The 15,596-nt window shown below is 45.3% G+C and carries 11 protein-coding genes; 2 read left to right on the forward strand and 9 right to left on the reverse strand.

Features of this window, described 5'->3' with window-relative positions; genetic code table 11:
• Window positions 1-57 precede the first annotated feature (57 nt).
• The 9 genes from F4V51_RS15985 to F4V51_RS16025 form a co-directional block, all read right to left on the reverse strand.
• Window positions 58-945 (reverse strand): aldo/keto reductase, encoded by an 888-nt coding sequence (locus F4V51_RS15985; RefSeq protein ID WP_153978780.1) that lies wholly within the window; start codon window positions 943-945, stop codon window positions 58-60.
• A 305-nt stretch (window positions 946-1,250) separates the two neighbouring features.
• On the reverse strand, window positions 1,251-2,924 hold the full coding sequence (locus F4V51_RS15990; protein WP_153978781.1) for a glycoside hydrolase family 13 protein: 1,674 nt from the start codon (window positions 2,922-2,924) through the stop codon (window positions 1,251-1,253).
• Between the two features lie 238 nt (window positions 2,925-3,162).
• Complete coding sequence (locus F4V51_RS15995; protein ID WP_153978782.1) at window positions 3,163-4,791, reverse strand: glycoside hydrolase family 13 protein; 1,629 nt, start codon at window positions 4,789-4,791, stop codon at window positions 3,163-3,165.
• A 67-nt stretch (window positions 4,792-4,858) separates the two neighbouring features.
• Window positions 4,859-5,752 carry a carbohydrate ABC transporter permease gene (locus tag F4V51_RS16000; RefSeq protein WP_127536960.1) on the reverse strand — a complete coding sequence of 298 codons (894 nt, stop codon included), beginning with the start codon at window positions 5,750-5,752 and terminating at the stop codon, window positions 4,859-4,861.
• A gap of 13 nt (window positions 5,753-5,765) precedes the next feature.
• Window positions 5,766-6,680 carry an ABC transporter permease gene (locus tag F4V51_RS16005; protein WP_127536959.1) on the reverse strand — a complete coding sequence of 305 codons (915 nt, stop codon included), beginning with the start codon at window positions 6,678-6,680 and terminating at the stop codon, window positions 5,766-5,768.
• Window positions 6,681-6,742: 62 nt separating this feature from the next.
• A complete protein-coding gene (locus F4V51_RS16010; protein ID WP_153978783.1) occupies window positions 6,743-8,479 on the reverse strand; it encodes an extracellular solute-binding protein in 1,737 nt (578 codons plus the stop codon).
• Between the two features lie 370 nt (window positions 8,480-8,849).
• Window positions 8,850-10,256 (reverse strand): response regulator, encoded by a 1,407-nt coding sequence (locus tag F4V51_RS16015; protein WP_153978784.1) that lies wholly within the window; start codon window positions 10,254-10,256, stop codon window positions 8,850-8,852.
• Window positions 10,253-11,965, reverse strand: coding sequence for a sensor histidine kinase (locus F4V51_RS16020; protein WP_153978785.1), 1,713 nt, complete (start codon window positions 11,963-11,965; stop codon window positions 10,253-10,255). The genes F4V51_RS16015 and F4V51_RS16020 overlap by 4 nt, the downstream gene beginning before the upstream one ends.
• Window positions 11,966-12,430: 465 nt before the next feature.
• Window positions 12,431-12,985, reverse strand: coding sequence for a class I SAM-dependent methyltransferase (locus F4V51_RS16025; protein WP_153978786.1), 555 nt, complete (start codon window positions 12,983-12,985; stop codon window positions 12,431-12,433).
• A gap of 458 nt (window positions 12,986-13,443) precedes the next feature.
• Between F4V51_RS16025 and rsgA the strand changes: the two genes are divergently transcribed.
• Both rsgA and F4V51_RS16035 read left to right on the forward strand, forming a co-directional pair.
• A complete protein-coding gene (gene rsgA, locus F4V51_RS16030; protein ID WP_153978787.1) occupies window positions 13,444-14,517 on the forward strand; it encodes a ribosome small subunit-dependent GTPase A in 1,074 nt (357 codons plus the stop codon).
• Entirely contained in the window at window positions 14,514-15,524 is a 1,011-nt protein-coding gene (locus F4V51_RS16035) for a phosphotransferase (RefSeq protein ID WP_153978788.1), read from the forward strand. Before rsgA ends, F4V51_RS16035 begins: the two co-directional genes overlap by 4 nt.
• The last annotated feature ends 72 nt before the right edge of the window (window positions 15,525-15,596 follow it).

Raw genomic sequence — 15,596 nt, forward strand, 5'->3', positions numbered from 1 at the left:
TCTCCGTTTTAAACCGCGAGTGCATAACTCTCAGCAAACTACATTGATCAAGCTCGCTTATAATTCCAGATCTGCTGCCCGGGCGTTCGCTTCAACCTGCTCCGGACTTTTGCATCCTGGAATGACGCAGCTAACGGCTGGATGCTTCAGACACCAGGCAAGAGCCCACGAGGCCATGTCGACACCTTCAGGGACTTCGTTCTTCTGGATTTCAGTGACCAGCTGCAGTTTCTCATCGATCTCTTGACGCTCGCGTCCCTTTCTGACATTGTCATTGAACACTGCGCCTGGCTTGTACTTGCCACTCAGATAGCCGCTGGCCAGTGGGACTCTTGCGAGCACACCAAGGTCCTGCTCCTGACATGACGGGAATACCCTCTCCTCGGGCTTCTGGTCCAAACGGTTATATACGACCTGTATGGCCTTCGCGTTTAACTCGCTAGCCTTGCTCGTCTGATGCAGATTATCGTTGCTGCCAATGGAGATACCAAGATTTCGAATTTTACCGGCCTGTACCTGCTTGTCCAGCATGGTCCACAGCTCGTCGTTATCAAACACCTCATCTGATCCGGAATGGAACTGATACAGATCGATATAATCTGTTCTTAGGGCTTTCAGGGATTCTTCCAATTGAACACGGATCTGTTCCACGCTCCAGGCATTGGTCCAGTGATCATGCCACTGATGACCAAACTTCGATGCGATCACCCAATCCTCACGCCGGTCACGGGATATAAAATCGCCGATAAAATTTTCCGACATATGGTGAGGTCCGTAACATTCTGCTGTATCAATCAAATTTATACCAAGTTCTTTGGCACGGTAAAGAATATCATCGACTTCTTTCTGGGTATAGTCTTTACCCCAGTCCCCGCCAAACTGCCAGGTGCCCACACCTACGACGGATACATCCAGCTCGGTCTTGCCCAATCTTCTGTACTTCACTCTACTCACCTCGAGGTTTAATATGTTGGTCAAGTGACCGAATGGTACAATAGGAATTCAATTTCCGATAACGCTTTCATAATAAAGGATAATTAACAAATTATCAATCTGAAGTATGTTTGTTTGTATATGCAGGAAGAACCCTCTCCAATGGATAGATTGAAGGGATAATAAATAAAACCCCTTAGAAATTCATTGGATAAACGGCGCTTATTCCAATAACTTATCTAAGGGGTTCACTTGCCTTGATGTCAGAAATTAGAGAGTGAAGTCTCTGTTTGCTTCATTGGATACCTGTAGGAACATCAGACTAATTCTTTATTGCTTAAACCAACGATCGTTTCATACGGCCGCAGCACCCTTGGCAGCTTGCTATCCTCATAGTTGGTCAGCCAGATCTCGGAGAAGTTAAGGCTACGCTCTTCTTCCTTAAGTTCTACAGCTTGATCAGAGAGATTGACTACGACCAGCACCTGCTCTTCTGCCAGAGTACGTGTATAAGCAAATACACTAGGATGTTCCGGCATAAGCAGCTCATAGATACCATATGTCAGCGTGTCGTGTTCTTTTCGCAGCTGAATCATTCGTTTATAAAAGTGAAGGATGGAACGCGGGTCCTGCAGCTGTTTCTCTACATTAATATGAACGTAATTATCATTCACCTTAAGCCACGGCGTACCATTGGTAAAGCCTGCTTGTTCTGCAGAAGACCACTGCATCGGCGTTCTGGAGTTATCGCGACTCGATGCCCAGATGATGTTCATGATTTCCTCATGCGACATCCCTTCTTCACGTTTAATCTGATATAGATTCCGGTCAGCTACGTCGTTATAGTCCTCTATGGAAGGATAAGCCACATTCGTCATACCTATTTCTTGTCCTTGGTATATGAACGGAGTGCCCTGCATGAAAAAGTACATGGCTCCAAGAGCTGTTGAACTTTCATACCAATACTCCGCATCATTTCCCCAGGATGAAACTTTACGTGGCTGATCGTGATTTTCAATAAACAGTGCATTCCAACCGATGCCTTCCAGCGATTTTTGCCATTTGGTCAAGACGGTTTTCAGTTTGGGAACATCGAGCTGCCGGTCAGTGCTGTTTTTCCACAAGTCAAGGTGTTCGAATTGGAAGACCATATTAAATTTGCCTCTGACTTCACAGATCCAATCGTACAGATCTTCCTGGTCCTCTACTTTTACCCCATTGGCTTCCCCAACGGTGACCACGTCATATTTGGATAACGTTTCTTCTTTCATTTCCTGCAAGTAACGCTGAATTCCTTTGACATTCATGTGCTTCTCAAAAGAAGAGATGTATTTAAAGCCTTCTTTGACTGGCATATCCAGCAGGCCCTCTTCTTTGTGGATATGGCTGATTGCATCGACACGGAAACCATCAATACCTTTATCCAGCCACCAGTTCATCATTTCATATATGGATTTCCGTACGTTTTCGTTTGCCCAATTCAAATCCGGTTGTTTTTTGGAGAACAGATGAAGGTAGTACTGTCCGGAGACTTCATCATATTCCCAAGCAGAACCACCGAAGATGCTTTCCCAGTTATTCGGTTCTTCGCCATTCTTCCCATCTCTCCAGATGTACCAGTCCCGTTTCGGACTATCCTGCGAAGATCTCGATTCGATAAACCACGGATGTTCGTCACTGGTATGATTGATCACCAAGTCCATGATGAGTTTCATGCCACGGTGATGTACTTCTTTTAATAATTGATCAAATTCAGCCATCGTGCCGAATTCATCCATAATGGAACAGTAATCACTGATATCATAACCATTATCGTCGTTAGGTGACTTATACATCGGGCAGATCCATATCAGATCAATACCGAGGTCTTGAATATAATCCAGTTTTGAAATGATTCCCTTGATGTCGCCAATCCCATCCCCATTGGAATCCATAAAGCTTCTAGGATAGATTTGATACGCTACTGCTTCTTTCCACCATACTCTTTTCATTTGATGTAATCCTTCTTTCTCAACCACGATATAAACTGCACCAATCGATCACACAAGGGCACTACGAGCGCAGTACCATCTTCCGATCGCCGTTATCCCCAGATTTTTTGAATCCCCTTCTCTAAGGGGAAAATCCGGTGATAAATGTGAACGCTTCGCTTCTCCAGATTGGTTCTGCCTCTCCGTTAACGTGTGTCTTTTAAGCAGTTTATATAGACTTTATTTATAGTATTATTCTTTACGCATGCATAAGGTACATTCTCGCTTCATATGGACGCAGTTCGTTCAGAGGCAGTTCACCTGCATAATTCGATATCAACAGCTGATTCGTCTCTGCCAAGTGTTCCTGAAGTGGGAGCTCGACCATATTTCCTTTAAAATTACATACAACAAGGACTTTTGTTCCGTTCAGCGTTCGGGTATAAGCAAACACCTCTGGATCATCCGGGAAAACCAGCTCATAATCTCCATACACAATCACTTCATGATCTTTTCTTAATTGGATTAACTTCCGATAGTGATGAAATATGGATTCAGGGTTATTCAAATTGTCCTGGGCATGGATATCGGTATAGTTCGGATTCACCTTGATCCATGGTTCGCCACTTGTAAACCCAGCGTTATCGGAAGAATCCCACTGCATCGGTGTTCGCGCGTTATCGCGTCCCTTGGCGAAGATCGACTCCATCACGCTGCTTTCAGGATATCCTTTCCCCATTCTTTCTTTATAGAGATTGAGCAATTCAATATCCCGATAGTCTTCAATCGCATATTGAACATTCGTCATGCCTAGTTCTTCTCCCTGATAAATATAAGGTGTGCCTTGCATGCCATGAAGAAGGGTAGCCAGCATTTTAGCCGATTCAATTCTGTATTTTCCGTCATTTCCCCAACGGGAGACGATTCGAGGCAAGTCGTGGTTGTTCCAGAACAAGCTGTTCCAGGCATCGCCTTTGAGCTCTGTCTGCCATTTGGACAGCACTTTTTTCAATTCCAGCACATCCAAAGGCTTGAGATCCCACTTTCCTTTGCCTTCTTGTTCATCCAAGCCGATGTGTTCAAACTGGAACACCATTGAAAACTCGCTGCCGTCCGGGTTGCTGTACAGTTTGGCTATCTCAGGAGTAGCGCCCCACGTTTCTCCAACCGTTAGCAGATTTTCTGCTTTTTGAAACGTTTCCTTGCTAAGTTCCCTGATATATTTATGCAGATTGGGCCCATTCCCCGTAATCTTCGCATCCGGCTCTTTACCGATTAAGTCGATTACATCAAGTCTAAACCCGCCGACGCCCTTGTCGATCCACCAATTGATCATATCGTAAATCTCTTGCCGGACTTTGGGGTTTTCCCAGTTCAGATCTGGCTGTTTTACGGAAAAGAGATGCAAATAATATTGCCCAATTTCAGGAACCCATTCCCAGGCTGAGCCACCAAATGTGGATCCTAAATCGTTCGGAGGCGTTCCTTCCACACCATCTCTCCAGACGTAGTAGTCATGGTACGGATTGTCTTTGCCTTTTTTGGCTTCTTGAAACCATGGATGTTCATCTGATGTGTGGTTCAATACCAGATCCATAATGATCCGAATATCTCGTTTGCCCGCTTCATGAATTAACGATTCCATATCATCCAGAGACCCGAACATTGGATCGATATCCTGATAATCGGAAATGTCATACCCAAAGTCATCTTGAGGTGACTTGCAAACAGGTGACAACCAGATCGCACCAATGCCGAGTTCTTGCAAATAATCAAGCCTTGACACAATACCCTTCAAGTCGCCGATTCCGTCTCCGTTACTATCTTGAAAACTCCGGGGATAGATTTGATATACAACGGTTTCTTTCCACCATTTTTTATTCTCCATGTCATACAACCTTTCTACCTTCTCCAGATTGATGTGCCTCTCCGGTAAGGTGTGTTATAACCTCTCATTATTCTTTGACTGATCCAACAACAATGCCTGTTACAAAGTATTTTTGCAGCAGCGGATAAATCAACAGCAGCGGAATGACCGCGACTACGATTTTAGCCGCATTCAGGTTTTTATTCGAAATCTCAGTCAGGTTGCTGAGCTCGCTGGAATTCGTACCGGCTTGCAGCAAATCGGCAATATTTACATTAAGGGACTGAATATAGGTCATAAGCGGATAGTTGCTGACCTTGGTCATATAGATCAAACCGCTGAAGAAGTCGTTCCACGTACCCACGATACTGAATAAGGCAACGGTCGCCAGCGCAGGTATGGACACCGGAACATACACTTTGAACAAAACTTGAAGCGGATTCGCCCCATCGATAAACGCCGCTTCTTCCAGTGCTTTAGGAACTGCAGAGAAGAAGTTCATCACAAGGATGACACTGAATATCGGAACAGCGCCTGGCAGAACAAGTGCCCATATCGTATTGAGCATATCCAGGTTTTTGATCAGCAGGTAACTCGGAATCATGCCTCCACTGAACAACATGGCAAAAATCATGATGTTCATATAGATGTTTCTGCCTTTGAATTCCCTTTTCGACTTGGATAGCGGATAAGCCATCAAAATAATCAGAATCATGTTAAGCACAAGGGCCAGCGCAACGCGCAGAACAGATATGCCGAAAGAGCGCCAGAACTGGGCATCATCAATAATTTTTGAATACGCGGCTGTCGTAAAATTGACCGGAACGAGACCTACGGCATTCGCCGATACAGCCTCGCTGCTGCTGAATGAAATGGCAACAATATTCCATAATGGCAGAAGGCAAGCCAATGCCAGCATGATTACGATGGCATAGATGACAAACCGGCCAATTCGTTCTTTAACGTTTGCAGAATAGGACACGGACGTTGCCTCCTTAGAAAATTTTTCTGTCAGTATATTTTTTGGCGAGTTGATTCGCAGACAAGAGCAGCACGATACCGATCACGGATTTGAACAATCCCACAGCCGTACCGAAGCTGTACTGTCGTCCAACGAGACCAATGCGGTACACGTAAGTATCCAGAATATCGCCCGTTTCATACACTACCGGGTTATAGAGGTTATAGATTTGATCAAAGCCGGCACTCAAAATGTTGGTCAGGCTCATTACACCCATGAGCAGAATAATAGGCAGCATACCCGGCAGCGTAATATGCCATACTTTTCTCCACCAACTGGCTCCATCCATTCCTGCCGCTTCATATAGACCGGGATCAATCGACGTAATAGCAGCCAAATAAACGATGGAACTATAACCAAATTCCTTCCAGACGTCTGTTCCTATAATCAGTGGCTGGAACCACGTGTTGCTGCCCAGGAAATTGATATGATCCAGGCCAAAGAACGCGAGCATTTGGTTCACGATTCCATCCAAACTGAACATGTTGACCACGACGGATGCGAGTACAACCCAGGATAGAAAGTGCGGCAGATAAACGATCGTCTGCACGGATTTTTTAACGTATTTAACACGGATTTCATTCAACAATACGGAAAATATGATCGCCATCAATGTTCCGAGCAGAATCTTGGCAATGGCAATGACTAGCGTATTGCTGATGACCTGAGCGATATCCGGGAGTTTGAACATATAAATAAAATGCTTCAGCCCGACAAATTCAGAGCCGAACATGCCCTTGGCTGGTACATAGTCCTGAAAAGCCGTAATGACACCGACCATTGGTATATAGCTGAATACAAGCAAAAACAAAATACCCGGCAGCATCATCATATGGTACATGGCACCTGTGCCGAGCCGTCCTCTTGCTTTTAATTTCCCCTGTTTCATGGATGAACCCCTTTCCTGAAAGAAAGGCTGCATATCGCAGCCCTGCTACTGTTCATGGATGTCTATTGTTTCGATGCGATCTCGTCTTCGATTTCCTGAATGACTTGATCACCGCCTTGTTTCTTCCAGTTGCTGACGAATGTATCGAAGTAATCCAGCGGTTCGGAACCCGTTACAATTTTGATGAACGATTCCTGCTCGAGCTTCGTCAGATTGGCCCACGTTTGTTTCATGCTTGAGGTCGTTCCAGAGAAAGCAGGAGTCATCCAAACGAATTTATTCTCCTGTGTCAGCTTGTCGATCAGTCCAACGCCGTTAATCCGTGAATGGTATTTGGACCAAGCAGTTACGTCATCCGTATCCATGTCGCTCAAATACGTTTTAATGCTTCCGATATTGTTCTTCGACTCGGTTGTGCGAACCTCATCCAGACCAATTTCCCCTTTAATTCCACGAACGACATCAGAGTAATCATCCAGCAGCGATGTAGCGGAATTGACTTCAATGTTAAACGGTCTCGTAGAACCGTCTACCCCAGTCTCCTGATACTTGGCAGCTTCCGGCATGGTTGTTGCCACATCTTTATCATTTGCCAGTTTGTCGTAGAACAGGTTTACAATCTTCACTGCCAGTTCAGGGTGCTCATACCCTTTTCTTACCACGATAAACTGATTGGATGGATTAGCATGTGCCACGTTCACATTGCCGTCTGCATCTTCCAACGTATACGCCGAAAACTTCGCATTTTTATCCATCTGCTTCACGCTGATCAATCCCCAGTCCGGGATATGCCACGGTCCAAAAGCGATACCGCTCTGGCCATTGGTATAGAGTGCAGTAATGTCATCAAACGTCCGAGTTCCGAATTGCGGATCAATGATGCCGTTCTTGAACCAGTCCGCCATGATTCCCAGCATTTGCTTGGTCTCTTCTGTCGTGGAACCATACACAATTTTGCCGTCTTCCCCATTCATCCAATATTGCGGGAACGCCCCCTGGGTTGAGGCAACACCCAGCATGGTATAGGCAGAGGCATTGTAATCTGTGGTATTCAGTGTGTTGACAAAAGGGATACCGACCGGATTACCGGTTTGACCAGGATCTCTTTTCAGGAATTCCTGTGCTGTCTTCTCTACTTCTTCGAGCGAGATGGCGCCATCTCCGTCTGGATCGAGTTGGATCCCCAGCAGATCCAGCCAATCTTGACGTACCCAAACCATCGTTGGTGCGGAATCCAGGGACGTCGCCGGAAGACCCATCAAACGACCATCAATCGTCGCATTATCTAAGGCACGCCCATCATAGGAATCGTAAATCTGCTTGATGTTATCTGTGGCGTATTGATCGTAAATGGTTGTCAGATCCTCAATCAGGTCATTGTCCACCAGTTCTTTCAGTTCGTCTTTGGAGTCGACACGCATCATGTCAGGCAATTCCCCAGAGGCTATGGCGAGCGATACCTGACGGCTGTAATCTTCACCATTGGCTTCAAATTGATCTGTGATTTGAGCGTTAAATGTATCTTTAACCAGTCGCGTATATGCGTTGTTCTCGTAGGTATCTCCAGCCGGCAGTTTCGGATTGGCTGTAGTCACACGTCCCATGGTTACGGTGATTTCGTCTTTGTAGGCACTGAACGGATCCCCCGGAGTTACCTCATATTTGCCTGCTTCCTCTGCAGTAGGAGGAGTGGATGCGCCTCCACATGCCGCGAGAGCTGTAACCATCAGCGCAGACATCGACAGCACGGCCAGACGTTTCGTGAGCGGTTTGCTTTTCATGGACCATTTTGTTCTCATCTAATTCGATTCCCCTTATTCTGTTTATCATTTTTTGTTTACGCTTTCATTATAAAATAGAGTGTAGATCCACTGAGATAGGGATTGCACGTTCGTTTGGATAGAGAAATGATTACAGTTTTCGACCGCGAACTCGGAGCATTGGTTAGATCGTAAACATTTATCCTACCTGCTGACTTACATTCATCTATCTATCCTTATTTCCACTTGAAAACAAAGACCGACAGCTCCTCAAACCGGAAACTGTCGGCCTTCAATTTATCCAAATCGATAAATGTCTCTTGGACCACTTCCATAGCGGCCTCCAACGATCATCATGGAGACGGTCACTTTCCTTATGATGGATGTTTGTTCAATAGGAACACATCTGCTATTTGACTCCTCTGCCTTGCTGCCGATATTCGCTTGGCAGAAGGCCAGTCGTTTCACGGAAAATCCGGCTGAAATATTTTTCATCCGTATATCCCACTCGCTCGGCAATCCAGAAAATGGTGTTGTTTGTATTGAGTAAATACTCCTTCGACTTCTCTACCCGGATGAACCTGGAATACTCATTAAAGGTTTTCCCCATCAGATCTTTGAAGCATTGACTGAAATAACTTCGGCTGATGTTGAGTTGTTGGGAAAGACCTGAAGCGGTATACGCCTGCTCCAAGTCATCCTGCATGATCATCACTGCTTTTTTCACGGCATGGATGATTTCCTGGGAATACGAAGTCTGTTCGTCGGCCTTACGAATAACTACAGCAGTCTGTTTAATCCATCTCTCAACCTCGTACCAGGAATCGAAACCATGAATCATCGAGATCCTTCCAAGCGTTGTTTGGGCAAAAAGGTGATTCCATTCCATAACGAGGGAGTATAGTAACCCCATTAACTGGCCCTTGTTTAATCGTAATGAGGTAAACTGTTCAATGAGTTGGTCGTAGTATGTGTCATGATGAGTCCATGGGGTTTGGAACCAACTTTGCTTAATCCGGTCTATGTCCTCATCCTGCGGTTCTTTTAAAAATGTCTCTTCCTCGTTCATCGAAACGGCAATGACTCGGTGTTCGGGGTTGTACGCATAGAATAGAGATGCCTCTGTATAATTCATAATCCAGTTTTTGATTTGAGACCATGTTCTCTCTTGTACATCGGACAACACCAATAACGTACTATGAGGAACTTGATTCATGGATGCTTTCAGCTGAAGAAACAGCGGGTCCTGCTCGTCATAGGAAGCTGCCCACATCCAGCTATTCCGTTCAACCTCCCACCGGATCACATCTCCATCGGTGGTCAGCTCCACTGGCCACTTCTGTTCGGATTTGCGATCTTGGGAAACGAGTGCATACACATTCGGGTAATGGACATTGATTTCATTGGTAGAAGGCATCTTGCGGATAGAACTCGTCAACCCCGTAATACGAGTATGGATCCGGTGCAGAACATGTTCGAATTGCTCTTTCTCCAGCTGGACCTTGGCTATATAATCAATGGCGCCCAACCTCAGCGCTTCCTGGATATAATCGAAATCCTGATGCAAGGTTAACACGACAATATGAAGCTCCGGATAGAGCTGTTTTGTGGCTCGCATCAGTTCAATACCTGACATGACCGGCATTGCAAGGTCCGTTAACATGAGATCGACCGGTTGGGATTTCAGGAAATCCAATGCTTTCGCTCCGTTACTTGCTTCTCCTACAACCTCCATATTGAATTCGTTCCATGGCATCGCCGAGCTAATGCCTTTGCGTACCAGCTTATCGTCATCCACAATCAATACCTTAATCATGCTGAGATATCTTCTCCTTTAATGGGCAGTATGAGCAGTATGCTTGTCCCCGTTCCTAATTCACTCTCGATGACCAATTGTGCTTGGTCCCCATATTGTGATTTCAACATGCGGTGAACGTAATTGAGTCCAATGCCCATTCCTACTTTTTGTTGTTCAGCTACACGGTTGTTCAGCAGTTTATGAATGGTTTCCTCGCTCATGCCTGCACCATTATCCTGTATCATAATGTTCAATGTTGTATTACATGTGACTTCAATTTGAATAAAGCCTTCGTCACTCAATCCATGATAGAGTGAATTTTCAACCAGCGGTTGCAGAATAAAACGAGGCACAGGAATTTGAAGCACTTGTTCGTCAGCAGTAATACGGACGTCGAATTCAAAATCATACCGAATTTGCTGCAAAATCAGATACTGTCTTAATGCATCAATCTCCTCTTCCATCGTGGATACTTGCCCTAATTTGCCCAAGTTGTAATAAAGCAGCTTGTTCAATGACTGTACCAGCTTGTCGATCTCCCCTTGTCCGTTCATGACGGCCAGCCAGTGTACCGTATCCAGTGTATTCATCAGAAAGTGCGGGTTAATCTGATAGAGCAGCTTTTCCACTTCCAGGTCTGCACGAATTTTTTCTTTCTGCTGCACTTCCTTGAAGAGATCACCAATTTGATGCTGCATGTTCGAAAATTCACCGAGTAGAAAATCAAATTCGGGTATTTGGGTGCGAGCTCGGTTCCCCGTCGTTTGTGGGTTTTTGGACATCCCGTTGATTTCCGAATGGAACAAACCAAGTGGTTTGTACACCATCTTCCACAGGAGCCAAGCTAGAAATACGGTAAAGCCAAGGAAAAATAATGCGACCAGCAATATTTGAAGTAACCACTGGTTTTTCTCCTGCTGATATTGAGCCTGCGAAATAACTGAAACGACGCTCCATTTCTGTGATGAATCCTCCTTGAACCAGTGATACCCCCGGGATATCCCGTCCTTGGCAGGATCGGCTGTCAAGCTGGAGAAATTCTCCCCGACCTTCATCGCTTCCGGTATCTCACTGTACACAATGTTGCCTTCACCATCCAGGATCAGATGAGACAGAGCCCCGTTGTACTGACTGTATCCCAGGTTATCCTGTGTGAGACGAAAGCCAGACTCTACGTAAATGTACACGTCGTCCCTTTCGGGCAGTTGTACTCTTCGCAGAGCAGACAGAACGAGTTGGTCATCGAACCGGTTCATGCTGATATGCGGTCCATAATATTTAATGCCATAGGTCTGGAAGAGCACAGGCAGTGACTCCGGAGAAAAGTGATCCTTAATCGGGAAGTTGCCAAACTGTGTAGTTCCATCCTTTTGGAAGTAATACAAGGTCAAACCAATGTTCGGATTGGTAAACGTGACCACACTTAACTCACTTTTTAACTCGTCTCTCGCCTCCATCAATAGGAAGATATCCGAGGAAGGCTTCAGGAATTGATCCAGCTTTTTGCCAATGGTTCCACGGTAGGACAATTGCTGTGTAACGTGATTCAGATTGGTGATTGAATTCTCCAGTGAGGATGTCACCTGCTGTAAATTGCTGCGGATGCCGTCATCGATTTTATTTGCGAAAATGGAGTCAATGGTATAGTAGGAAATCGCAAATATGCTGATAAAAGGGATAAACGCACTGAGGAAGAACAATAAAAAGATCCTTTTTTTAAGTGTCATTCTGACCTAGTCTCCTTCTGAAAATAAAAACAGCAAGCCTCCTGGTTATGGAAGCTTGCTGTGAGTATACATACAGCTATACCGAATATCGTTATCCCCATAGGCTGAGGCCTACTTTGAAGCTCGTCGGCATTTCGATCCATTCAGGCGGACACATATCAGGACACTTCGTCAGTTCTTGTCCTCGTCCAATTTCCTTCATAATTATAGATCGATATTCGAATAAGTCAAACGCTTTCATACTTCTCGCCACCAAAACCAGTGGCAGGACAAGGGGAAGTTAATACACACCCCTTCTTACATGAAGGTGAAGAATTCATATAAGTTATATCTTTCCATATCATGCAGGAGCAACAGAATACAAGCGTAAATTCATCTGTAGATTAACGAGGCTACCGATGATATCGAAAGCCCCGCGTTCATTTATATTAAGCTTTGTTTTCCAGCAGAATACAGGTGTCCTTTTTACTTTTGAGCAAGAATTATATAGACAGATTGGTTGGCAATTTGGGTCGACGGGTAGATCTTATTAACAATGGTGAAGCCAGCATCAAGCATTTCCATTTCCATATCGTTGGAAGAAACTCTCGGACCCGTAGAAGTCTCTGACTTTTCTAATTCGATACATAAGAACAAGCCTCTGTCTTTCAATATTCTGTTGACCTCTTTCAAAGCTGTTGCAAGAGGCTTAACTTCGTGTAAAGAAATGGATGCAATAGCTATATCAAGAACCTGGTTATCTAACGGAATTTCTCTGAAGTCACCTACAACAGATGTAATATTCGTAATACCTCTCTCCGTCGCTTGGGTTTCCAAATATTCAAGAACATCCTTATCATTGTCTAGCGCATATACGGTGTTCACTCGTTCAGCAATGGACATGGAAATATAGCCAGTGCCCGCTCCAAGGTCCAATACATTGTCGGTTTTCTTGATAGGCAGCAGCTCCAATAGTTCCTCTGCAGGAAATCTTTCGATATTTTCTAAGTTGTTAATTTTCTTTTGTAATTTTGGATTCATGTTGGTCTCCCCTTTAATTACGGATAAAATAACTCTTTAATAACTATAATATACTTTCTCTGTAATGTAAACGCTAATGTTCCTTAAGATTAGAGGAAGCATCGTTTTCGGTAAGTTGTATTTTTCAATTGATTTTTCTGGAAGAAAAGGGTATTTTATAAAGAGCTTAGTGATAAGCTAGTTCCTTACACGAAAGGAGATGTTTTTAATGGCAGCTACTTATATGGTGGTTTCGTCTTAAAACTGAATAGTTGGCATACATGAAAAAAGCGGGAAAACGCCCGCATTATTTGGTATGCCATCCAAAGTAACCTTTCGTGAATATTGCTGTTTGCAGATACGATGAAGGTCGTATCTTTTTTGCGTCCTGATGCCGCGCGACAGCAGCTTCTTAAGAGGCTGCTTGTCCGTGGCATTTTTGCGTCCAAAAAACAACATTAAAGGAGCTACCCAATAACATGATTGATTTGAAAACCTATGGATATACAGAGATAGATGCAGTGCAAGGCGGGTTATTGCCCGGCAGGGTGACAGAGCTTAGGCGCGAGCGCTTCACGGTCATGACCGAGCGCGGGGAAGTAACAGCGGTTCTTAAAGGAACCTTTTATCACGGCGCGGCAACACGTGTGGACTTTCCATGCGTCGGGGATTTTGTCTTGCTGCACTACAACGAGAGCGGAGACTCGCTCATCGCTACAGTACTGCCCCGCCGCTCCAAATTCTCACGCGCGGATTACTCCGGTCATGCCACGGGTTATACCAAAACCGTGTTGGAACAGGTCGTTGCAACCAACTTTGACTATGTGTTTATCCTTTCATCGCTGAATGGAGATTTCAACGTTTCCCGCATCATGCGGTACCTGACACAAGCCAGGCAGAGCGGCGGTCAGCCGGTCATCATTCTGACCAAGGCTGATCTCGCCCCAGATTATACTATCCCACTCTCCGAAGTCACAGAAAGTATTCCTGGTGTGCCGGTTCACGCAATCTGCAGTCATTCAGCCATGGGACTGAATGAACTCAATGCCTATTTCATGCCTGGCAAAACAATTGTCTTTCTCGGTATGTCTGGCGTTGGTAAATCGTCTCTCCTCAATGCATTAATGGAACAGAACGTAATGAAGGTGCAGGAGATCCGGGAGGTCGACAGCCGGGGGCGGCATACAACAACCCATCGTCAGCTGTTCATGCTTCCCTCCGGAAGTATGGTCATCGACACCCCGGGTATGCGGGAGCTTGGTCTTTTTGATGCCGATGAAGGCTTACGCACAAGTTTTACCGATGTGGAGGCATGGTTCCCTCAATGCCGATTCGCGGATTGCCGCCATCAGACCGAGCCCGGTTGTGCTGTTCTTACCGCGATTGCCGACGGTTCGTTGTCTCGTGAGCGGTGGGAACATTATCTCGCCCAACTCCATGAGAACAGGTATGTCCAGGATAAAACGAGTTACCTCATGAACAAGAGGGCGAGAAGCAAAACGCTCGCCATGTATAGCAAGAACATGAAAAAAAACGGGGGTAAGAAGATATGAATATCAAATCCGAAACGCTGAACGCTGTCTTACACAGAATATTTGAGAGAGAGATCATCTCGGCCGATTACCAAACCACCCCTCTACATGGCGGTACAGTGGGAAATGTAAACTTGGTGACGGGGGTTGCCGAAACATCCGAGAGCGAAAAATTGTCATACCGCATCGTGCTAAAAATTCAGAAGCAATGGAATCGTTACAATGATCCAGGCTCATGGCGCCGGGAATATGACCTCTATGCATCTGAATTGGGTGAAACCTTCTCCAATGCCTTGCGCTGGCCAACATGTTATTACGCCGAGATGAATACCGAAGAAGATGAATTCCATCTATGGCTTGAATATATTGATGGCGTATCCGGTTTAGACTTGACCGGTGACATGTATGAACAGGCCGCGCTGGAACTGGGACGCTTTCAAGGTAAACTGTATGCCAAACAACCTGCTGTGCTGCAGAGCCTGACTAACCTGAGCCATGCAAACCTCATGAAAAACACCTATCTGCACTACCGGTCATGGCCGGTTGTCTACGACTATATACGTTCAGAGGACTGCGCATTCCCGCAGCATGTGCGGCAAATGCTGATCGACATTGATGAGCACGCAGACGAAATATTTGACCGCATCGAAAAACTCCCCCTTGTGCTGTGCCATAGGGACTTCTGGGTGACCAACTTGATCTATGCTGATGGGAAAATTGCGCTCATTGATTGGGATACATCGGGTTGGGGCTACTTGGGCGAAGATTTAGCAAGTCTGATTGCGGATGAAGCGGATGTTCATTCCATGGTCGATTACTACAAGCGGTGTGTTCCCGCGTATTACCAGGGATTTTCTGAATATGCAGATGCACCCCCTGTTGCAGACCATTGCGTCTATGAAATGATCCTGCTCGTCTTTGGATACAGGTTTGTGGAGAGTTATCTCCACACAGAGGATGATGAAGAGAAGATAAAACTTGTTCAAATGCTCCAAACAATCCATGAAATGAAGAACATCACTGTTTAATTTGTCCTGACAGAGAAACTCCGAAACCCCTGAATGTTGTGGGTTTCGGAGTTTTTTGCAGCAGCAATCGAT

Source organism: Paenibacillus xylanilyticus, assembly GCF_009664365.1.
Lineage (GTDB): Bacteria > Bacillota > Bacilli > Paenibacillales > Paenibacillaceae > Paenibacillus > Paenibacillus xylanilyticus_A.